We start from the raw sequence: 20,134 nt of genomic DNA on the forward strand, positions 1-20,134 counted from the left end.
CTCTGTGGGCCGTCGGCAGTGGGGAGCGACGGTCGCCGAGCCGGCGATCCGGGTCCTCTCCGCAGAGCGAGGGGTGAGGTGGCGCGGCGCGCGGGGGTGCGGGCGGGACCCGGGCCGCCGCAGCGCTGATGTGGATCCCCCGCCCACACGCCGTGCAGGAAGTCATGCTGGTTCAGGGAAGTGGAGGGGGGGACGGGACGAGCGCTACGACGTGCCGCCCGCGCCGGTTCCGGCCTGCTGCGCTGAGCCGGCCACCGGCGGCCGGGGGCGTTTCTCTCGGCTCAGTCTTCTCCACGGCGCACTTCGCGCCGCGGAATGCCCGGGGTGTCCGGATAATGGATGGAACGGCGAGTGGAAGGGGACATCTCGTGCCATCGGCGCGGCCGGGGGGCGAGGAGACCCACGGCCCGTTCTGGTCCGAGCCGGGGACGCTGCTGGAGCACGTGCCCGTGGCCGTCTTCGGCCTCGATGACAGAGACCTCGTCTGTTACTGGGGGCCCGGCGCGCGGGACCTCTTCGGATATGACGTCACCGCCGTCCTGTCGAAGCCCGGCGCCGTTCTCTTCGCCGACGGCCCCCCGGGTGCCCCCGATCCGTGCTCCCGGCTGACCGAGCGAGGCCGGACCCAGGGTTACTGGAGGCGGCGGCTGCCGGCCCGGCATCGTGACAGCACCGTCTTCGACTGCGGCTTCCGGGCCTTCTCCGTGACCGGATCGGGCGGACCTCCGGTGGTGATGGTCCTGGCGAGCCGCAGCGACGAGCTCGATCGGGTCAAGACCAACCTCGCCTTCCTCGACGCGCTCTTCGAGACGTGCCCCATCGGTCTGGTCATGCTCGACCAAGACCTCCGGTACGTCCACCTCAACCAGGCGCTCGCCGACATGGACGGTCTGCCGATCGAGGCCCACCTCGGGCGGCGCATGGATGAAATCATGATCATGTCCGACGGCGGTGAGTACCAGCGCATGCTCCGCGGCGTCGCCCTGGGCGGAGCACCGGTCGTGGGGACCCTGGTGGGCACGCGTCCGCGGGGGCATCCGGACCGTGATCAGGTGCGGTCGGTGAGTTTCTTCCCCCTGAGCCAGGCGGTCGGCTCGCGCCCCGGAGTGGGCGGGCTGATGCTGGACGTGACCGACCGGGAACAGGCCATCCTGGAAGCCACCGCCAGCCGTCGACGGCTGGCTCTGCTGGCCGGGGCCTCCACTCGCATCGGGACCACCCTGGACGTGAACGTCACCGCCCAGGAGCTGGTCGACGCTTCAATGCCGGACTTCTGCGACGGCGCCGTGGTCGAAGTCGTGGAGCGGATGGACGAGGCAGAGGACTTTGACCCGGCGCGACCGCTGTTCACCCGCAGGATCGCCTCCGGGACGATCCTGCCCCCTCCGGCCACCGAACTCGTGAGCGGGGTGGAGACGGTGCGGTATCCGCCCGGCTCCCTCATCCACGACATGCTGAGGACCGGTCGCGCCATCTCCGCCGTGGTGAACGAGGAGCTCCTGGCCCGGACCGTCCTCATCGAGTCACGCTCACGGCTCTTCGCCGAGAGTGGGTTGACCGGCGTCCTCGTTGCCCCGCTCATCGCCAGGGGCACGGTCCAGGGAATCGCCATGTTCGGCCGGTCCGCGGGCCGGCCGGCCTTCACCCGGGACGATGTCAGCCTGGCCGGTGAGCTCGCCTCACGGGCTGCGATCTGCCTGGACAACGCCCGTCTGTACAGCCGCGTCCAGGACATCGCCCTCACCCTGCAGCGGGCGTTGTTGCCCAGCGCGTTGGCGACCAGCCCGTACGTGGACGTGGCCCACCGGTACGTACCCGGCAGTCGGATCACCGAGGTCGGCGGAGACTGGTACGACGTGATCAGCCTGTCCGACGGCCGAGTCGCCCTGGTGGTGGGCGACGTGATGGGGCACGGTGTGTCGGCCGCCGCCGCCATGGGCCACCTTCGTATCACCGCCAAGGCTCTGGCCAGGCACGACAGCGAACCCGACGACCTCCTCACCGAGCTCGACGCATGCGCCCAGGAGGCCGGCATCGAGCTGGCGACGTGCCTGTACATCGTCTACGACCCGAAGAGCGGAGGAGCCCGCATCGCCAGCGCCGGCCACCCTCCGCCCCTGGTACTCCGGCCGGACGGCACAGTGGAGACCATCGACGACGTCCTGGGAGTCCCTCTCGGCGTCGGCGGCTGTCCTTTCCGGGCGATCGAGATCGAACTCCCCGGGAACGCGAGTCTCGCCCTGTATACCGACGGCCTCATCGAGAAACGAGGTGCGGACCTCGAGGTCGGTCTGAACGCATTGCGCGCCGAACTGGGCGGGCCCCCAGGCCCGTTGGAAGCAATGGCGGACCGCATCCTCGCGAGCATGCTGCCCGCCCAGCCGGCCGACGACGCGGTTCTGGTCCTCGCCCGCGTCCGCCGCGCCCGTTGAGGAGGCGTCGAGTCCGTTGTGTCTTGGCCGCTACTGGTACGCGGCCGGCGGGAGGCGGCCTGCCGCAGGTCATGGCGGACGGTGACCACGTCAGCCGGGTGGCTGTCGCGCGTACCGATCGCAGACGAAGGTGGCCAGTTCCTCGTCCGGTCCCCAGGCGGACTCGGCCTCCCGCAGGCCGCGTTCGGCCCACTCCAGAGGCCTCGATCATGCGGCCCGCCGCCTCCAGCTCCCTGGCGATCAAGAGGTGGGCGTGGCCGTTCGGGGCGAGGCCCGCAGTGTGGATCGTGGCCGGCGCGTCCACGCTGCCGCCGTCCGCCTGCAGGAGACGTTCCGTGAGGGACTTCTCCGCCCCCCTGGGGCTGGCCCGCCAGGCGGCCACCACCAAGGGGTGGGCCCGGGCCATGCCCGGCTCACCCAGCACCTACCGGTAGTCGAACAGGTCCGTGTCCGTGGCGTCGTTGGCGTCGTCCAGCAGGTGGCTCAAGAGCCACCCGGCGGTCTCCACCGGATCGGGCCGGGCGGTTCAGGCAGGCCCTCCGGGTGGGCCTCGGCCAGGCCGTCCGAGTCGTCGCTCTCCCCGTACGTCCCTCCCTAGGCGAGGAAAACGAGAGGCGCCTGACGGGCAAAAGCCCAGGTCAGGCGCCTCTTTTCGTGTCCCTAGAAGAAGCCGAGCTTCTTCGGGGAGTAGCTCCCCAGCAGATTCTTCGAGTGCTGGTGGTACACGCCTTGCGTGGCCGCTGACCTGCGGAAACGGCCACGATTCGGCCAAGCTGCAGGCCGCTGGTCCGCGTATGGCCCGGATCTTGGTCGGCACGGGGTGGACCCCTGACCGATGGCCCGTGGCGGCGGCGAGCCGGCACACAAACGAGGGGCGTGCTTCTGTGCCAGAACCCGATTTCATGGCAGAGCCAATGTCGGCCAGGCCGATGGCGCGATAGCGCTCGCGCCCCCCGGGGGGGGCGTTCGATCGGGGCAGCAGGCGCGTGTTGCCACCACCACCGCTGATCGCGCCGATGCCGTCGAAGGTGCGTCCGCTGCTGTTGCCGTCCACGCTGATCGCGGTTCCCGCGGCGGCGCGTGCCTGGCTCGCTGCCTGGCCACCGAGTGTGGTGACCGTGAGGAGCAGGCTGGCGAGGATGGCTGCCCGTCTGAGCAGTCCGCCGTTCGGACCGAGGGGTTTGCGCATGGTGCTTTCCCTTATGGATCGTGCCGGTGACGTTTCGGGGACGAGGTACCGGAGCCGGGTGGGCGCCGTGTGCAGGGGCCCATCAGGCGACATCGGTTCGTGCGAGAAGTGACAGCAGGCGTGCCACCTCCTCGGCGACCGCGTCACGCGCGCGGCCGAGGTACGTGCGGGGGTCCACGGCCTCGGGATGCGCGGCCAGGTGGTCCCGTACGGAACGGGTGAAGAGCGCGTTGAGGTGGGTGGAGATGTTCACCTTGCCGGACTCGACCGCCTTGGCGAGATCCGTGTCTCCGACCCCGGAGGAGCCGTGCAGCACGAGCGGTACGTCGACGGCCTCGCGCAGGCGTCCTATGAGCGCGAAGTCGAGGGCCGCGTCACGGGTGCGCATGGCGTGCGAGCTGCCCACGGCCACGGCCAGGGCGTCGACGGTCGTGACCTCCACGAACGCCCGGGCCTCCTTCGGGTCGGTGCGGGCGCCGGGCGCATGCGCACCGTCCTTGCCGCCCACCTCGCCCAACTCGGCCTCCACCCACACACCCTGGCGTCGGCAGGAGGAGGTGACGGCGGCGGTGGCGGCGAGGTTCTCCGAGTACGAAGACTTGGAGGCGTCGAACATCACGGACGTGAAGCCGAGTTCGACTGCTTCCCGGACCAGGGACGCGGGGGACGCGGACTCGGCGTGGTCCAGGTGCACGGCGACGGGAACCCGCGCCGCTCGGGCGGCTGCGAGAGCCGCGCTTCCGATGACGGCGAGGGAGCCGTGGTACCGGGCGGTGTTCTCGCTGATCTGCAGGATGACGGGCAGTCCCGCGCTCTCCGCGCCGGCGACGATGGCCTCGGCGTGCTCGACCTGCACGACGTTGAACGCGCCGACGCCCGTGCCCGCGGTGCGGGCGGGGCGGATGATGTCGTCAGTCGGGGTGAGGGGCATGGATCTTCTCCACTGATACGTCGGTACGGATGCTCCGGTAGAGGTCCGCGTCGACCTCACCGGCTACGGGACAGGGCACGGCCGCGGCCGAGAGGGCGACGGCCTCGCGGACCAGCTCCGGCCAGCCGGCGCCGTCGACGAGACCGGCGGCGAGCGCGGCGACGCAGGCGTCCCCAGCGCCGGTGGGATTGCCGGTCAGCTGCCGCGGGGGAGCGGCACGCCAGATCCCCCCGGGGAGTGACGGCGAGCAGACCGTTGGGCCCGGCGGACGCCACGACCGCCTTCGCCCCGAGCGCCCGCAGCTCGGTCGCCCCGCCGATCACGTCGTTCCAGCCGGTCACTTCGGCCATCTCCGCCGCGTTGGGCTTGATCACGTCCGGCTCGGCGGCCAGGGCCTCCAGGAGGGCCGGGCCGCTGGTGTCGAGGATCGTGGCCGCGCCCGAGCGCGAGGACAGTCGGATGAGCTGCGCGTACGCGTTGGAGGGAAGCCCGGGCGGGAGACTGCCGGACAGGACGACCACCCGGGCGGAGCGGACGAACCGGTCGAACCGAGAGGTGAATTCGGTCCACGTGGTGAGGTCCACCTGGGGGCCGGACTCGTTGAACACCGTCGCGTCGCCGTCCTCGTGGCTGACGACGGTCAGGGTGCGCCGGGAGTCGAGGCCCATGTCCACTAGTTCGTCGCGGAGCCTGGCGGCACGCAGGTCCTTCCGTATGAGTTCGCCCCTCCGACCGCCGACGAGACCGGTGACCAGCGCGGGCCGGCCCAGCGCGGAGAGGACCCGGGCGACGTTGATCCCCTTGCCCCCGGCGCGGGCGTGGGAGGCGAGGACGCGGTGCGAGCCGTGGGGCCTCAGGGCGGCGACTTCGTACGTGACGTCAAGGGCCGCGTTGAGGGTGACGGTCAGGATCACGAGGTCCGCACCCCGTCCTCCTCGGACACTGCCGGCCGGCCGGTCGCCTCCCAGGCGGACAGGCCCGCACCCAGGCATCCGGACCTGTCGCCCAGAGCCGCGCGGACCAGCAGAGGCCGCCGTTGGAAGGTGAGCGCCTCGTCGAGGCGGGCCCGCAGCGGCCGGAGCAGGAGCTCACCCGCCTCGGCGAGGCCACCACCGATGACGATGAGCTCAGGAGCCAGCATCGTGGTGGCTGTCGCCAAGGCGGTGGCCAGCGCCGCGACGGCCCGGTCCCAGACGGTCCGCGCGTCGGCGTCGCCCCGCGATACGCGGTCGGCGACCTCTGCCGATCCGTCGATGGGGCGGCCGCACCGTGCGGCGTACCCCTCCTGAATGGCCGCGGCGGACGCCACGGTCTCCAGGCACCCCCGGCTGCCGCAGGCGCACTGCCTGCCGCCCGGCTCGACGACGACATGGCCGAGTTCCCCCACGTACCCGTCGGCGTGCAGGAGCCGCCCATCGCAGATCACGGCGGCGGAGACGCCGGTGCCGACGGGAACGAACAGCGTGTTCCGCGAACCACGGGCCGCGCCGATCGTGTTCTCCGCGAGCGCCCCCGCGCGGACGTCGTGCCCGAGGGTGACGGGAAGTCTGCAGGCGTCCTGGAGCCGGGCGGCGAGCGGGAGGTCGCGCCAGCCGATGTTGACGGAGTGGACCGCCCGTTGTCGCTGGTCGTCCACGATTCGGGGGACGAACCCACTTCCGCCTGCGCGGAGAGCACGAGACCGGGTCGGTGGCGAGTTCGCCGGTGACCGACCCACCTCCGCCTGCGCGGAGAGCACTGGGCCTGCTGCTGCATGGCCATGATGCGCACCGACCCACCTCCGCCTGCGCGGAGAGCACGGCGAAGAGGGCGAGACCTGGTCGCGGGCGTCGACCCACCTCCGCCTGCGCGGAGAGCACGTCCTGCGGGCCGTTAGGGGACCTGACGAGGCCGACCCACCTCCGCCTGCGCGGAGAGCACGAAGACCGCCCGCTTGATAGAGCGGTAGAAGGCGACCCACTCCGCCTGCGCGGAGAGCGCGATGGCGAGTCGGCCGCCGGAACTCAGGTGGGTTCCGGCGACCCACCTCCGCCTGCGCGGAGAGCACGACCAGGCACGACGAGCGACCTGACGGAGAACCGACCCACCTCCGCCTGCGCGGAGAGCACCGGCCCGACTCGCTGCGTATGTCGCACAGCCGCGACCCACCTCCGCCTGCGCGGAGAGCACCGGCCCGACTCGCTGCGTATGTCGCACAGCCGCGACCCACCTCCGCCTGCGCGGAGAGCACATGACCCTGCCGTCAAGAACATCGACTCGCGCCGACCCACCTGCGCCTGCGCGGAGAGCACCCGTGGGTCACTCGGTTTTCGCGCCGACACCTCGACCCACCTCCGCCTGCGCGGAGAGCACAAGACGCACCTGACCACGCAACAGGTCTGGGACGACCCACCTCCGCCTGCGCGGAGAGCACGAGGACGCGATGAGCCATGTGGGGCTGTCAGTCGACCCACCTCCGCCTGCGCGGAGAGCACCTTCCTGACCTGCCATTCTAAAAGGGCTTTTCCATTTCTTGACTCTTCTTCTCGAAGGCCATCAGTGTGAGCCCGTCGAAGTCGATGGGTGAGCGCCGTCGGCTGCCGGCGGTCCGGAGGGTGAAGCCTTGTTCGTTGGTGGCGGGATAGGCGAGGACAGCAGCGCCGTCGGCGGTGCAGGCGGTGACGGAGGTCCAGAGTTCGTCGCGGACGCGGGCGGAGACGGTGCCGATGTACAGCTCGGGTGTGACTTCGAGGAGCCAGCGGGTGAGGGCGCCGCGGAGGTGGGCGGGTACGGCCGTGGCGGAGATGACGATCATCGAGGGCATGGTGGTGGGGTTCTCACGCGGGGCGTGGTCAGGGGCCGGGGGTGTGGTTGGTGCCGCCGGGGACGGTTCCGGTGAGGGGTCCCAGAGGTCTACGAGTTGCTCTTCGGGGTCAGGGATGTTGGTGGGGTGACCGGGTGCGAGGAGGGTTTGGATGTCGGTGACGATGCGGGGGAGCAGTTTGAACAGTCGCAGGCCGTCGCGGAAGGAGCGGCGGGCTGTGGCTTCGGGGTCGGGTGAATTGTGGAGGGAGAAGGCGAGCGGGATGGTGAGGTCGGCTTTATAGAGGTCGGCGATGTCGTAGACGAAGGCTTGCTGGTTGCCGTTGTGGACGAAGCCCAGGGCGGGGGAGCAGCCGAGGGCGAGGATCGCGGCGTGGACGATGCCGTACAGGCAGGTGTTGGCGGAGGACAGGGCGAGGTTGACGGGGTCCTGGGTGTCCCAGGAGTCCGGGTCGTAGGCGCGGCGGAAGCGGCCGATCTTGTATTGGCGGGCGAGGAGTTGGTAGAGGGCTTGACGCGTTGTCCCTCGAAGCCGCGGAGTTGGTTGAAGTTGGCGCCGGCGGGGACGGTGCCGGGGCCGAAGCGTTTTTCGTACATGGCGGTGGCGACGGCGAGTCGTCGGGTGTCGTCGGCCCAGGCGCGTGTCTGGTGTTCCAGCCAGGTGGTGGTGAGGGAGTCGGGCAGGGTGGCGGCGTAGCAGCGGACGCCGCCGGCGCCGGTGATCAGGACTGTGGTTCCGTGGCGGGCGAAGGTGGCCAGTGCGCGGGCGGTGATGGAGGTGCCGGTGCCCAGGAGGACGCAGGAGAGGGCGGCGGTGGGGAGGTAGACGGTTTCGGTGCCGCGTCGTTCGCTGGTGACTTCGGCGCACACTCCAGTGTCGTCCTGGTGGATGCGGACGATGTCGAGGTAGAGGAAGGAGAGGGAGTCCGCGACGCGGGGGAGCATGGCGACGGTGGGTGAGGCAAGGCGACGCCGCCCGTGGGAACGGGCGGCGTTCGGTGCAGGGTTGGAAGTGGTCACTGGGGCCCTCGGGCGGGGGCAATGGTGAGCAGGCCGCATCCGTAGGCTTTTCCGCGTCCGATGCCTTCGGTGATTTTCGTGCGGAGCAGTTCGGGGTTTTCGATGGTGGCGGTGCCGTCGAAGCGGGTGCGGGCGTGGCGGACGAGGACGTGGGTGGTGGTTGTGCCGCGCTTGCCGTGGCGCCCGCTGGCGGCGTCGAGGGAGGTGGATTCGATGGTGTGGGGGGTGAGTCCGGCGGCCTGTGCCTGTCCTTCCCACCAGGTGTCGGCCGCTGTGCCGTGGAGGGGGACGACGGCGGGGAGGTTGTAGTGGGCGCGGGTGGTGTGTCCGGGGCGGCGGACGGCGTTGGCGATGCAGCGGTAACGGACGGTGAGGCCGGGGCGCAGGGCATCGAGGAGGGCGTCGAGGGGGCGGGAGAGGGAGGTCCCGTAGTTCTCGGGGAGTCGGGCCAGGTCGGGCTGGTGGGTGCTTTGCATCAGCAGGTGCAGGCCGTGGGGGGTGTCCTCGGCGCGGAAGAGCACGTTGAACCGGGCTCGCGGGTCAGGCCCGGCGTCCGGGGGGAAGAGTGCCATGAGGCGCTGGTGGAGGGCGAGGCCCATGCGGGTGCCGGCGGTGTCGTTGCGGGCCTGGGCCGAGCGCGGGTCGGGGGCGATACGGGTGAGCCAGACGGTCACGGACGGTTTCCTTCCATGGTTTCCGGCAGGTGGCGGGACAGGTAGGTGTTCAGGGCGTCGAGCTGCTTGGTGCCCAGGCCCGCGTACTGCCCGGCGGGCAGGTGCAGGGAGCGCCGGTAGAGGGGGCGGGCCCGGTAGGTGCGGCGCGTGGTGTGGAAGGTGAGGGGTTCGTCGGTGGCCTGGCCCGAGGGATGGGCGCCGTCGCTCGCGTCGGCGGTGAGCAGGTTCTCGGGGATGGGCAGGGTGTGCAGGGGTCGGTCGGAGAGGAACTCGATGCCGGAGGGTGCCGGGGCGGTCGCGGCCAGGGGGAGGCGGACCAGGTGGTGCAGTGCGTCGGCGGTGCGGGCCACAAGGAGGGGGCCTTCTGGCGGGCAGGAGCGGCGGCCGAGGTAAAGCGGCCACCGCGGGAAACGCAGGGCGTTTTCGCAGCGCGCGAGTAGGTCGTGGTGGTCGGTGTGCTCCGCCTGTGTGCTGCCTGGGGTGGGGGGTGCGGTGAGGGCGATGGTGAAGGCCGCGTCGGCGAGGTAGTGGCGGTGGCTGAGCAGTGTGGTGGTCTCGCCGCTGCGTTTTTTACCCTCGGCGGTGGTGACGGTGGCTTTGGCGGGCAGGCCGCCGCCGACGGTGTGCAGGTCGCGCAGGCGCACGCCGGGCCGGTCGGCCCGTACGGTCAGCGACAGGCGGGTCAGGTCGGTGATGGACTGGCCGCGGCGGCGGCCCAGGGCTGCGGCCAGCAGTCCGATGACCCCGGAGCGGGTGGGGAAGGCGGCAGTGTCGCGGTCGGTGAAGTGGCTGTGCTCGCCCCAGGACTGCAGGGGAGCGGTCAGCCGCAGCAGCAGGCCGGGCTCGGGCAGGGCGGGGCTGCTCATGCGCTGGTTCCGGCCGGTGCGGGGGTGAGGGCGTTGGCCAGGGTGGTCTCCAGGAGCTCGTCGAGGGAGCCGTAGCGGATGCCGAGGCCCGGCAGGTCTTTGGAGTTGGTGCTGAGGAAGCCGGAGGTGAGGATCCGGCCGTTGCCGAGCATGGTGTTGGCCGCTTGGGCGTAGGCGCTGAGGTGGTCGGCGGAGGGCTCGGCGAAACCGCTGGTTTCGGTGGCGCGGACCGGCTTTTCGAAGGCTGCCGCGTAGGAGACGGGACGGTCGGTGCGTACGGAGAGGTGGATCAGGCTGGGCAGGGTGTGCGGCGCGGTGGAGTTCTTCTTGGCGTGCGGCACCGATTCGATGAAGGCGGACAGGAAAGCGCTGGTGAGCTCGCGCAGCGCGTCCGGCTCGTGGCCGATGTTCGCCGCCAGGTCGCGCAGGTCGATGGTGGCGAACCGGTAGAAGGTGCCGGCGCTGTACTCGGCGTGTCCCATGTGGCCGCTGCCGGTGCTGTCCTTCCAGGCTGCGGTGATGTCGTCGACCGCGCTGAAGTAGTCCACCTCGACGTCGGTGGTGTGGGTGGTCAGGGCGTGGGCGACCTGGACGGCGCCGTCGACGCCGGCTTCGTCGACCTCGGCGAGCATCCGGCCGAAGAGGTTGATGACTCCGTTGCGGGAGCGCAGGACCGTCTCGATGCGGTCCTTGGGCAGCACGCTCTTGTCCGCGGGCTTCTTGATGTCCTTGGCCGCCTCCAGCAGCGGGCGGAACTCTTCGGCGAGGTCGGCGAGGTCGCCGACGGCCGTCTCGGGGACGTAGACCATGGCGTTGGTCAGGACCTTGTTGGGGATGATCTCCTTGTCCTTGTTCTTGGCCAGTTCGAACTTGATGCTGCTGCCCGCCGCGAGGTGTCCGCCGGCCCGCAGCGCCAGATCGGCCGGCCACCCCCGCTCCTGCAGTTCGCGCGCGACCCGCTCGCCGATGCGCCGGGTGCGCAGGGCGGCCTGTCCGATGTGCGTCTGGAAGTCCTCGCGGGCCGCGCGCTTCCAGCACTGGCTGCTGACCCGCGTGCGCAACGTGCCTCCGTACTGCACGGTCTTGACGGCGTTCGCGTCATCCCGGTTCAGATTCGAGAACGGGACAGGGTGAAGGACGTGGATGTCGATGAAGCGGGCGGTGTTCGGTGCCATGACTGGTCGCATTCTGTGGTGAGGGTGGTGTGGAGGAGAGGGCGGGCTGTGGAACAGCCCGGCGAGAGGCGGTTACGGCGCGTTGTTCAGGAGGGCGTTCTCGTCCTCCTGGTCGCTCTTGTCGCGCTGGTCTTCGTTGGTTTTGCGGTAGTAGTCCTGGAGCCAGCGGCGGCTGATGCGTCCTGAGAACGCCGGCCAGGCGATCAGGTCCTCCATCAGCCGGACCCAGTCGACATCGATGCCGGTCTGCCTCAGGTGGCGCACGGTGGCCGGCAGGTGGCGGTGCAGCCCGGCGGCGCTCTGCCGGGTCAGCAGGTGCAGCCGAGCCTCGGCGTTGGAGATGCGCATCTCGCGTTCACGCCCGGGGCCCTCGACGACAGCCTGCGCGAGGCAGTGGCCCAGACTCCGGCCCCAGCGCTCGGACCATGTGTCCTCGTCCTCGCCCGCCGGGGCCGAGCCGGGGCCATCTGCCGCAGGGGGCGTAGGGACGGCTTCCTCGGCGGGTTCGTCCTCGGCCGTGAACGTGTGCCGCGGTCGGTCGGCGATCATCGACGCGATCAGGTAGAAGGCGCGCTCTTCCGTCTCGGGCACAGGGCGGTGGCGGGGAAGCCAGGGCGCCACGATCCGGTGCATCGGGCGCACATGGTCCAGGTCCCGGCGCAGACCCGCGCGCAGCGCGCTGCGGGTGCCGGGGTTGCGGCACGCGTCCGTGATCCATGCGACGTACTTGTGCAGGTGCTCTCGGCGAAGGCTGGCAGCCGTGCGCGGTGACTGGGTGGTCATACGGACACTCCCTGATCCGATCCGGTGGGCTCGAGGCGGGAACCGGCCGCGATGCCGCTTCCTGCGCCCTTGTTGGTGGGCCGGCCCCCGTACAGCTCGATACGGGCCTCGGCCACGGCTCTGGCACCGCGCGCATGGGACCCGAGGGGTGCGGTGACCGTGTCGTAGCTGCGTTCTGCCAGGGCGAGGAACGCCTTGCGCGTCGCTTTTCGGTCCAGGCCCGCATCGAGCGAGGCCGAGGAGCGGTCGAGCCGGCGGTAGCGCGACCAGAATTCCGTCTCCGCCTGCGGCCAGTAGCGGGCGCCGGCCTCGGCGGACCAGGTGGAGTGCTCGGCCTTGGGGTCGTCAACGTAGAGAGACCAGGCTTTGCGCACCGCGCGCTCCAGCCTGTGGCCGTATAGCTCACCGAGTTGGCGCAGCCGGCCCACCGCGGCTTCGGTGCGCGGGGCGTCTTCCTCCACCCGCCCCAGCAGGGGAGGGGTGGACCCTTCGACGAACTGCCGGTCCTTGGCCTGGCCCTCCTGCTCGAACCCCAGCGCCCTTACCCGCAAGGTCTCCGCGACCTCGAAGGCGGTGTCGAACACCTTCGGCCGTCGCGGTTGTGCCGGCCCGCCCGCCTCGTACAGCAGCAGGGCGTCCACATCACGCCACAGCCCCCGACGTGAGTCCGCGGGCCGCGGGTAGCGGTTGCCCTGCTGGCTGATCTGCCAGATCAGATAGGCGTCGTCCCGGGGGATGCGCTCGCCGCGATACGACCATGTGATGAACGCGTCCGCCACCGTATCCGGTCGTTCCTCGTCTGCCACGAGCAGCAGGGCATGTGAGGAGCAGGCCGTGAGTAGCGCCAGCGGGCCGGTTCGGTCGGTGGGCGGCCTCTCGGGATCGGGCAGTTCCTCCCACTCCCACGGACACAGATCGACCTCACGGCGGACCGTGGCCTCCGGCGGGGTGAGCCCTGCCAGGAGGGTCTGGAAGAGGTTCTCGCCCTCGGGGTGGTAGGACAGCGCGGTCCTCAGCGGACCGGCGGTGGCGCTGGCACTCTTCACACCCCCCACGTCACGGGCCGAGCATCTGCCGGAGGGCCCGTAGAAGTGCCAGACCAGCAGATTGAGAACGGCCTCGGACACCGTCGGGAGAGTGGGGGCCAGTGGGCTGACGTGGGTGAACCAGGAGTGGTTGTTGCCCGCGGGCCGGGTCACGATCAGCTTGTTCACGCCCGCGGTATTGCCGGCGTCGCACTGCTCCGCCAGGCGCGGGTCCTGCATCCAGGGCCGTCCCCCTTCGCCGTCGAAGACGAAGAAGCGGTGTCCCCAGGTGGCGAAGTACTCCTCGATCGCCTCGGCGGGAAGCCGTCCCGCCTCGACCACGTCCATGCGGCGCTCACCCCAGTCGCCGGGACCGCTTTCGTCGAGCCGGGTGACCCGCGCGGTCAGGGCGTACAGGATGCGCAGCAGAGCCGAGTGCGCGGGCGGTTCGGCGACCGCGAGCCCCGTGATGTCTTGGCTGCGCAGCAGCAGCTCACGAAAGCCCAGCATCCGGGGGAGAGGCTCGGAGGTACTGCTGCGCGCGTGCGGCGCCCAGATGACCGGGAAGAGCGGTGCTTCTGCTGTGCTGTGCGAACGTGCGGGCATCAATGCCTCTCAGGAGTCACAATGCGATGGGGTCTTCGTGCAGACGGAGGTGACTCGCCTGCCGCCACTGGGGCAATCGGGTCAGCCCACCCCCGTGCCCGCGCAAGCGGGCGTACCGCCCGACAGGGGACGCCACCCTTCGGCCCGTCGGGGGGATGCGTGCCTTGCTGGATGAATCTCACCAAGCCTGCTGCTACTGGGGGAGCGCTTTGCCGGTAGCTGGCTTCAATGGATCTCAAGGCCTACTGATGAGACGGAAAATGATCGTTTCCCGTGACGCCCGCGCCAGCTCGTACTGTCCGGTTCGCGGTTCACGGCCACCAGAACGAGCCCGCGAAGAACCGCCTGCTTCTCCCAGCCGGCGGGATGAGGAATGCCTTCGCCCTCAGGCAGCCACGCCCCGGGGACGGGAGCGACCCGGGACATGATCGAGCCCAGTTCCTCGCGCGTGGGCGTCGATCTGCGCGCCAAGGCGGACAGGCTCAGCGTGCCCTCCTCGTCGAGCGTCAACTCCCCATCGGGCTGGGTGTACAGCAGCAGCACGCGACCGGTGTCCGCTCCCAGTCGGGTCGTCAGCAGCTCCTCGGTCACACCGTCCTGGAGTGCGCTGAGCCTGCCGAGGTCTCCTTCGACATCATGCGGCGCGCAGATCGTCGCCATCCGGGCCAGGTGCGACTCGGCCGTCTCCTTCGCGGCGCGTTCCAGATCCATCCGCGCCAGTTCCTGCTTCACCGCCGCATCCAGACCTTCGACGAAGTCCGCCGCGTACACGGCGTCGACCAGCCGCTGCACATCGCCGGGAACCTCGATCCCGCCCGCCTGCTCCCGGCGCAGTAGCTCCGCGGTGCGAACAAGCAGCCCGTGGTCGTACACCGCGCCCCAGACCGGCGGAACCTTCGTGCGGCCCTCACTGTCTACCGGCTCCAGGACCACCAGCTTGGGACGCTCCTCCGCCTGCGCCCAGGAAGGCCGCCCCTTCGGCCCCCGCCGGTGCCGCCGGCCCCGGCCCACCCGTTGCAACAGCTGGGCGAGCGGAGCGAGATCACTGATGACGAGATCGAAGTCGAAATCCAGCGACTGCTCCACCACTTGGGTCGCCACCAGAATCGATCCCGCCCGCACCCCGATCTCCTCGCCCGCGGCGGGCTTACCGTACGCCTTCTCGCAGTCCCTGCTGATCCGTCGGCGCTCCCGGGCCTGGTAACGCGAGTGCAGAATCCGAAGCCCACCCTTTCGCCGGTCCAGTTCGGGAAACGCCGCACACAAGTCCCGGTAGGTCGCCTGGGCTTCAGCGACAGTCGTACAGCACACCAGAGCGGTCCCACCCTCGTCCGCCACCTGCCGCAACTGCGCCCGCAGCCGTTCGCGCCTCCCGCCCCTGCGGACAGCCGAATCCGGAGCGTCCAGGCTGTCCCAACTCACACCCCGGACCTCGACGTCCACGGTCCGAGCCCGCTCAGTCAGCGTCGCACGCGGCGTGGACACCCGGCCGCTCGCCGCGTCCGCGAACAGCCAGCCCGGGTAGCACGGCCTCACCTCCGCCGGCTCCAGGAAACCGGCGCCCCGCCGGTAGGCGTTCACCAGCGAACCCACCGTGGAACCCGTCAGAGTCGCCGACAGCAGCACCACCGGAGCACCGAACGCCCCGAGCCACTCGAGCAACCGGGTCATCAGGCTGTGCATCCACGGTCCGTACGCATGGGCCTCGTCGATCACCAGGACCTTGTCCGACACACCCAGCAGGCGCAGCACGTTGTACCGCAGTGGAAGCACACCGGCCAGCACCTGATCGATCGTCCCCGCTCCCAGCGGCGCGAGAAGGCCGCGCTTCGGCCCCCGCAGCCAGGTTCCGGCAGCGGTCGCCGTGCTTTGCTCCGCAACCACCGCACCCCCACCCGCTGCCGCCGAACCGGTGCCGGTAGAAGTATCGTTGGCGGGCCCGAGCCAGGCCATGGAGTGCAAAAGCGTCAGCGCACGCTCCCCGTACAATGCCTGATCGGCAAAAGCGGCCACCCGAGGAAACATGCCGTCCGCCGTCGCCATCGTCGGCAACGCGAAATACAGCCCGCGCGCCCCCGCCACCCGCCCGAGCACCGCAGCCGCATACAGTGCGGCCTCGGTCTTTCCGTCACCGGTGGGGGCAGTGACCAGCAGCAGACCGGAACCCCGCGTTCCCGCCAGCCCGGGAAGGTGCTCCACCAAGTCCCGTTGCAAGGGATTGGGGGAGAACGGGAACATCCCCTCGAACTGCTGGAGAGCGAAATCCGCCCGGCCCAGCTGTGCGGCCCTCACTACGCCGGGAGCGGCATAAGACGCCCTGGCCCAGTGCTCGTCCAGCGCCCGGGGCGTCGCCTTCCACCCTGCCGCAGGCAGAAGCGGCTTGATCCAGTCGGCCTGGCTCGCCAGCCAGTCCGCCACCACGATCAGACCGGCAACGACAACGGAGAGTTCAGCCGACAGCCCACCTTTCGGCAAGGCCACCGCCCCCACCACCCGCCGCAGCTCGCTGAAGTGCTGACGGCGCTGATCGGCCCAACCTTGCTCGCCGAGACCTGGTGCATGGACACTCCCGGCACTCAGCTTCCGCTTCAACAACGGCTTACCGAACACGCCGTGATGACCACCGAGCAACTGGGCCACCTGATGACTCACCGCTCGCCGCATCCGATTGAGGTCACCCGGGTAACCGATCTCGTCCAGGAGCGAGGTCACCGCCCAGTGCGTCGCCACCTCATGCCGGAAAGCGGTCTCGTGCTCGGCCCCCGGAACGGCGAAGTACACTGACTCCTTCCGCACGGCCGCGAAAGCCGCAGGCACCTGAGCCTGAAAAGGCGGAGTGATCTTCCCGAGATCGTGCAGGCCCGCCCAGAACGACAGGACCTGCCGAGCCTCCGGCTCGGACAGCTGCACGGCATCCGCGATACGTGCCCGGGTCCGGGAACTCAGCACCACATCCCACAGCACGCCGAACACAGCCGCCGCATCCAGCAGATGGCAGATGACCGGGTAAGGGCGCTCCAAGCCGCGTTCCTTACCCCACAGACGGCAGTCGGGGCCGGCGGCACATGCGGAGACGACATCAAGTTCTGTCACGACACCACAGGTATCAGGTGCCACTGACAACACCCCGATCTGCAAGCCCTCGTGGTGCGACGCCTGCCTCGGCGCACTGCAGCAGGGCGTACTGCTCCGGCTGATGTCCCGTAGGCTTCGCCGTTGTGACCAGGCTTGTGGAGGCAGACATGCTGGCGTTCCTTTCGAAAGAAAAGAATCGTCAAGAAACGGCAAAGCCCTCTTAGAATGCCTGCTCAGGAAGGTGCTCTCCGCGCAGGCGGAGGTGGGTCGCTGGGCTCAATGCCGCTGAGCCGGGAGTGCTCGTGCTCTCCGCGCAGGCGGAGGTGGGTCGCGGGCGGAGGTGTTGGTGGACAGCGCAAGGCCGTGCTCTCCGCGCAGGCGGAGGTGGGTCGGATTCGAACCTCTGAAGACCCCGTCGGGTCAGGTGCTCTCCGCGCAGGCGGAGGTGGGTCGCTGGGCTCAATGCCGCTGAGCCGGGAGTGCTCGTGCTCTCCGCGCAGGCGGAGGTGGGTCGGATCCCGTGGAGATCATCATCAAGGGCGCGACGTGCTCTCCGCGCAGGCGGAGGTGGGTCGGCGGTGACGGCGTAGATGTCGAGGCCGACCGGGTGCTCTCCGCGCAGGCGGAGGTGGGTCGGACTTCCACTCCCGCTCCACCGCCGTCGGCCCGTGCTCTCCGCGCAGGCGGAGGTGGGTCGGCGACTTCGTCTGCGACAACACCAAGGACGACGTGCTCTCCGCGCAGGCGGAGGTGGGTAGCGTGAGGACGAGTTCGCGCATGACGTCCAGCTGTGCTCTCCGCGCTGGCGGAGGTGGGTCGGTCCAGCGGTCGACGATGACGTAGCGCATCGTGTGCTCTCCGCGCAGGCGGAGGTGGGTCGTTCGAGGTCGCCGGGATCTGGGAGGCATGTTTGTGCTCTCCGCGCAGGCGGAGGTGGGTCGATGTCGGTGTGCGTCTCGCGGTCGTGGTCGGAGTGCTCTCCGCGCAGGCGGAGGTGGGTCGCCCGCGTCATCGACCGCGGTGTCACCGAGGATGTGCTCTCCGCGCAGGCGGAGGTGGGTCGGCATCGAGGAGCACGCCCGCGAGGTCGAGGTCGTGCTCTCCGCGCAGGCGGAGGTGGGTCGAGCGCGGGTTGTCCCTCCACGGATTCCAGGGCGTGCTCTCCGCGCAGGCGGAGGTGGGTCGGCGAAGGCGAGCAGGCCAAGGCCCGGGCGGAGTGCTCTCCGCGCAGGCGGAGGTGGGTCGCTCATCGGCGAGGGCGGCGGAGATCGGAACATGTGCTCTCCGCACAGGCGGAGGTGGGTCGATCGTGGCCGGTGCCATCACTGCCGACAAGCTGTGCTCTCCGCGCAGGCGGAGGTGGGTCCCTCTGAGGGGCCCGCAGGTCGGTGCGGGCCCCGTGCTCTCCGCGCAGGCGGAGGTGGGTCGACGTCCAGGCCCCAGGTGAGGCCCCACGACTCGTGCTCTCCGCGCAGGCGGAGGTGGGTCGACCACACAGAAACAGGAAGAGCCCCGCGGCTCGTGCTCTCCGCGCAGGCGGAGGTGGGTCGACCTGAGGCCCGGCTGTCCGCCCCAGCCACCCGTGCTCTCCGCGCAGGCGGAGGTGGGTCCCGGCGTACGACCGCGTGCAGCTGACCTCGTACGTGCTCTCCGCGCAGGCGGAGGTGGGTCGCAGTACCGCACACAGGGCCTCAACGCCCTGGTGTGCTCTCGGCGCAGGCGGAGGTGGGTCGGGAGACGGAATCCACAATCAGCGGGACGGGGCGTGCTCTCCGCGCAGGCGGAGGTGGGTCGACCGTTTACGACATGCAGCGCAAGCTACGTCGGTGCTCTCCGCGCAGGCGGAGGTGGGTCGGTGCTGGCGCCGCTGATGGAGAAGGTCGAGGTGTGCTCTCCGCGCAGGCGGAGGTGGGTCGTCCGAGGTCATCCGCGAGCTGCTCCGCCTCGCGTGCTCTCCGCGCAGGCGGAGGTGGGTCGGGATTCGAGACTGTGCTGCTCATCGGGGCCTCGCCGGGTCGTGTGCTGGTGCTTGCCCCTCCAGGGTCAGTAGCCCCTGCGGTTGTCGTACCGGCGCAGCCGGGCAGCCGTGGCCTTCTCGGTGCTGCCGAGCGCCGCTGCGATCTCCTCGTCGGCGTACTTCCTGGTGGCCAGGCGGGCCACGTAGGAGCCGTTGAGGTCGACGATCGAGTCCAGCTCGCCGATGATCCGCAGCGCGGTCAGGGGATCGTCGTCCTTGATCTCCTCCAGGCGTTCGCGGAGCTGTGAGAGGAGCCGTGCGATGTCCTCGGGCAGCGGCACCGTTCGGGCGTTCACCTGCCGGGTGTGGTTCTCCCAGTCCTTCTCCGGGCCCGAGGTGTCGTAGAGGTGGGGCTCGCGGTGCGGGACCCGCGTCCAGTCGATCGGGTAGGTCGTCTCGCCGTACCAGCCGCAGGCGCACACGGCGCGCATCCGCTCCGCGAGCGGCGCGCGGCCCTCCCCGGTGTAGAACCACCAGTCGGTGAAGCTGGGGACGTGCCCGCTGCTGCCGAGGTCGATGTACACCGGGCCCGGCACCGTGCCGTCCTCCAGCAGCACCCCGACCTTGCCCACGTGCCCTTCCGCCCCGTCCGGCTCCCACATGATCCGATCTCCCCTTCTGCCGTGTATCGGTCAGGCTGCCGTTGTACGAGGCGACGGCAGTCTCCGGATCCCTCACAGGGGCTGATCCGGTGGGGCGGGCGCAGGCGAATCCGCGCATATTCCACGGGCGAGTGACAAGGCCGCTCCGGCAGGAGGGGCGGCGCAGGTCCTGGCACCAGGGTGTGGCGCCAGGACCCTGAGCAGGCCTCGCGGCAACGAGCCGGCTCTCTCCGGTATCGGCGCCCAGCCGGCGTGGTCCCGCAGGGACGGCCGTTGTGGTTGTCTGTGGGACCAGCGCCCCAATCGAAGGAGTGGCCGATGAGCAGTGTCCCTGTTCCCTTCCAGGTGTACGAGGCGGGAACGTACCTGCACGGCACGAAGGCAGACCTCGCTCCGGGGGATCTGCTGGTTCCCGGATACCCGTCCAACTACGAGGAGGGTCGCGTGTCCCGGAACGTGTACTTCTCCGAGACGTTGGACGCCGCCGTCTGGGGTGCCGAGTTCGCCGCTGGTGACGGCGAGGGGCGGATCTACGTCGTGGAGCCGACCGGTCTCGTGGAAGATGACCCCAACGTCACCGACAAGAAGCTGCCCGGCAACCCGACCCGTTCCTACCGCACGAGCGATCCCGTGCGGATCGTCTCGGAGCTCAAGGGCTGGGTCGGACACTCCCCCGAACAGATCAAGGCCATGCAGGACGGGCTGGCCGAGCTTCGACGCCGCGGCGCCGCCGTCATCCTGGACTGACGCACGTCGGCGCCGCAGGCGGGTCGCACGGGACCGCCGGTGAACCGGCTCCGGTGGTCGAGCCTCCCGGGTGCCTCGGCGAAACGGCCTGGCCGGCTGCCGTCGGTCGGCCGATGTGTCCGATCCCGCGTCATCGGTCGCCGGGCCGGCTCGCCGGCTCCGGGGTGTCCGTCAGGATCTCGGGCTCCAG

The 20,134-nt window shown here is 70.3% G+C and carries 13 protein-coding genes, 2 pseudogenes and 2 CRISPR repeat arrays; of the genes and pseudogenes, 2 read left to right on the forward strand and 13 right to left on the reverse strand.

Annotation, left to right across the window (positions count from 1 at the left end; translation table 11 throughout):
- The first annotated feature begins 368 nt into the window (after positions 1-368).
- Positions 369-2,432, forward strand: a complete 2,064-nt coding sequence (locus ACFYU9_RS25765) for a SpoIIE family protein phosphatase (protein WP_389346168.1) — start codon at positions 369-371, stop codon at positions 2,430-2,432.
- Positions 2,433-3,703: 1,271 nt separating this feature from the next.
- Here the strand turns inward: ACFYU9_RS25765 and ACFYU9_RS25770 are convergent.
- The 13 genes and pseudogenes from ACFYU9_RS25770 to ACFYU9_RS25830 form a co-directional block, all read right to left on the reverse strand.
- Entirely contained in the window at positions 3,704-4,552 is an 849-nt protein-coding gene (locus ACFYU9_RS25770) for a ketose-bisphosphate aldolase (RefSeq protein ID WP_389346169.1), read from the reverse strand.
- Positions 4,533-4,778, reverse strand: coding sequence for a PfkB family carbohydrate kinase (locus ACFYU9_RS25775; protein ID WP_389346242.1), 246 nt, complete (start codon positions 4,776-4,778; stop codon positions 4,533-4,535). Before ACFYU9_RS25775 ends, ACFYU9_RS25770 begins: the two co-directional genes overlap by 20 nt.
- A 37-nt stretch (positions 4,779-4,815) precedes the next feature.
- Positions 4,816-5,544, reverse strand: a pseudogene (locus tag ACFYU9_RS25780) (1-phosphofructokinase family hexose kinase); the annotation flags it as partial.
- Positions 5,463-6,188, reverse strand: a complete 726-nt coding sequence (locus ACFYU9_RS25785; RefSeq protein ID WP_389346170.1) for an ROK family protein — start codon at positions 6,186-6,188, stop codon at positions 5,463-5,465. The gene ACFYU9_RS25785 and the pseudogene ACFYU9_RS25780, both read right to left, overlap by 82 nt.
- A gap of 12 nt (positions 6,189-6,200) precedes the next feature.
- Positions 6,201-7,026: a CRISPR direct-repeat array (repeat unit 29 nt; unit sequence CGACCCACCTCCGCCTGCGCGGAGAGCAC).
- Between the two features lie 17 nt (positions 7,027-7,043).
- Entirely contained in the window at positions 7,044-7,355 is a 312-nt protein-coding gene (cas2e, locus tag ACFYU9_RS25790; RefSeq protein ID WP_389346171.1) for a type I-E CRISPR-associated endoribonuclease Cas2e, read from the reverse strand.
- 28 nt (positions 7,356-7,383) lie between these two features.
- A pseudogene (gene cas1e, locus ACFYU9_RS25795) lies at positions 7,384-8,299 on the reverse strand (type I-E CRISPR-associated endonuclease Cas1e).
- A 71-nt stretch (positions 8,300-8,370) separates the two neighbouring features.
- On the reverse strand, positions 8,371-9,048 hold the full coding sequence (cas6e, locus tag ACFYU9_RS25800) for a type I-E CRISPR-associated protein Cas6/Cse3/CasE (protein ID WP_389346172.1): 678 nt from the start codon (positions 9,046-9,048) through the stop codon (positions 8,371-8,373).
- Positions 9,045-9,914 carry a type I-E CRISPR-associated protein Cas5/CasD gene (cas5e, locus tag ACFYU9_RS25805; RefSeq protein ID WP_389346173.1) on the reverse strand — a complete coding sequence of 290 codons (870 nt, stop codon included), beginning with the start codon at positions 9,912-9,914 and terminating at the stop codon, positions 9,045-9,047. The genes cas6e and cas5e overlap by 4 nt, the downstream gene beginning before the upstream one ends.
- The gene (gene cas7e / locus ACFYU9_RS25810; RefSeq protein WP_389346174.1) at positions 9,911-11,089 is read right to left on the reverse strand and encodes a type I-E CRISPR-associated protein Cas7/Cse4/CasC; all 1,179 of its coding nucleotides are present in this window, start codon (positions 11,087-11,089) and stop codon (positions 9,911-9,913) included. Before cas7e ends, cas5e begins: the two co-directional genes overlap by 4 nt.
- Before the next feature lie 72 nt (positions 11,090-11,161).
- Complete coding sequence (gene casB / locus ACFYU9_RS25815; protein WP_389346175.1) at positions 11,162-11,872, reverse strand: type I-E CRISPR-associated protein Cse2/CasB; 711 nt, start codon at positions 11,870-11,872, stop codon at positions 11,162-11,164.
- Positions 11,869-13,503: a type I-E CRISPR-associated protein Cse1/CasA gene (casA, locus tag ACFYU9_RS25820; RefSeq protein ID WP_389346176.1), complete on the reverse strand. Its 1,635-nt coding sequence runs from the start codon at positions 13,501-13,503 to the stop codon at positions 11,869-11,871. The genes casB and casA overlap by 4 nt, the downstream gene beginning before the upstream one ends.
- A 225-nt stretch (positions 13,504-13,728) precedes the next feature.
- Positions 13,729-16,524: a CRISPR-associated endonuclease Cas3'' gene (locus ACFYU9_RS25825; RefSeq protein ID WP_389346177.1), complete on the reverse strand. Its 2,796-nt coding sequence runs from the start codon at positions 16,522-16,524 to the stop codon at positions 13,729-13,731.
- A gap of 295 nt (positions 16,525-16,819) precedes the next feature.
- Positions 16,820-18,555: direct repeats of the CRISPR family, unit length 28 nt; unit sequence GTGCTCTCCGCGCAGGCGGAGGTGGGTC.
- Positions 18,556-18,621: 66 nt separating this feature from the next.
- Positions 18,622-19,197 carry a hypothetical protein gene (locus tag ACFYU9_RS25830; RefSeq protein WP_389346178.1) on the reverse strand — a complete coding sequence of 192 codons (576 nt, stop codon included), beginning with the start codon at positions 19,195-19,197 and terminating at the stop codon, positions 18,622-18,624.
- A 318-nt stretch (positions 19,198-19,515) separates the two neighbouring features.
- On the opposite strand from ACFYU9_RS25830, the gene arr reads away from it, so the two are divergent.
- A complete protein-coding gene (gene arr / locus ACFYU9_RS25835) occupies positions 19,516-19,944 on the forward strand; it encodes an NAD(+)--rifampin ADP-ribosyltransferase (RefSeq protein ID WP_389346179.1) in 429 nt (142 codons plus the stop codon).
- The last annotated feature ends 190 nt before the right edge of the window (positions 19,945-20,134 follow it).

The sequence above is a fragment of the Streptomyces sp. NPDC004327 genome, assembly GCF_042873935.1.
Lineage (GTDB): Bacteria > Actinomycetota > Actinomycetes > Streptomycetales > Streptomycetaceae > Streptomyces.

What these genes read in the sequence shown, in the direction of transcription:
- ACFYU9_RS25770 (WP_389346169.1), bottom strand. Translation starts at nt 4,552, where the DNA reads ATGCCCCTCACCCCGACTGACGACATCATCCGCCCCGCCCGCACCGCG.
- cas2e (WP_389346171.1), bottom strand. Translation starts at nt 7,355, where the DNA reads ATGCCCTCGATGATCGTCATCTCCGCCACGGCCGTACCCGCCCACCTC.
- cas5e (WP_389346173.1), bottom strand. Translation starts at nt 9,914, where the DNA reads ATGAGCAGCCCCGCCCTGCCCGAGCCCGGCCTGCTGCTGCGGCTGACC.
- cas7e (WP_389346174.1), bottom strand. Translation starts at nt 11,089, where the DNA reads ATGGCACCGAACACCGCCCGCTTCATCGACATCCACGTCCTTCACCCT.
- casB (WP_389346175.1), bottom strand. Translation starts at nt 11,872, where the DNA reads ATGACCACCCAGTCACCGCGCACGGCTGCCAGCCTTCGCCGAGAGCAC.
- casA (WP_389346176.1), bottom strand. Translation starts at nt 13,503, where the DNA reads ATGCCCGCACGTTCGCACAGCACAGCAGAAGCACCGCTCTTCCCGGTC.
- ACFYU9_RS25830 (WP_389346178.1), bottom strand. Translation starts at nt 19,197, where the DNA reads ATGTGGGAGCCGGACGGGGCGGAAGGGCACGTGGGCAAGGTCGGGGTG.
- arr (WP_389346179.1), top strand. Translation starts at nt 19,516, where the DNA reads ATGAGCAGTGTCCCTGTTCCCTTCCAGGTGTACGAGGCGGGAACGTAC.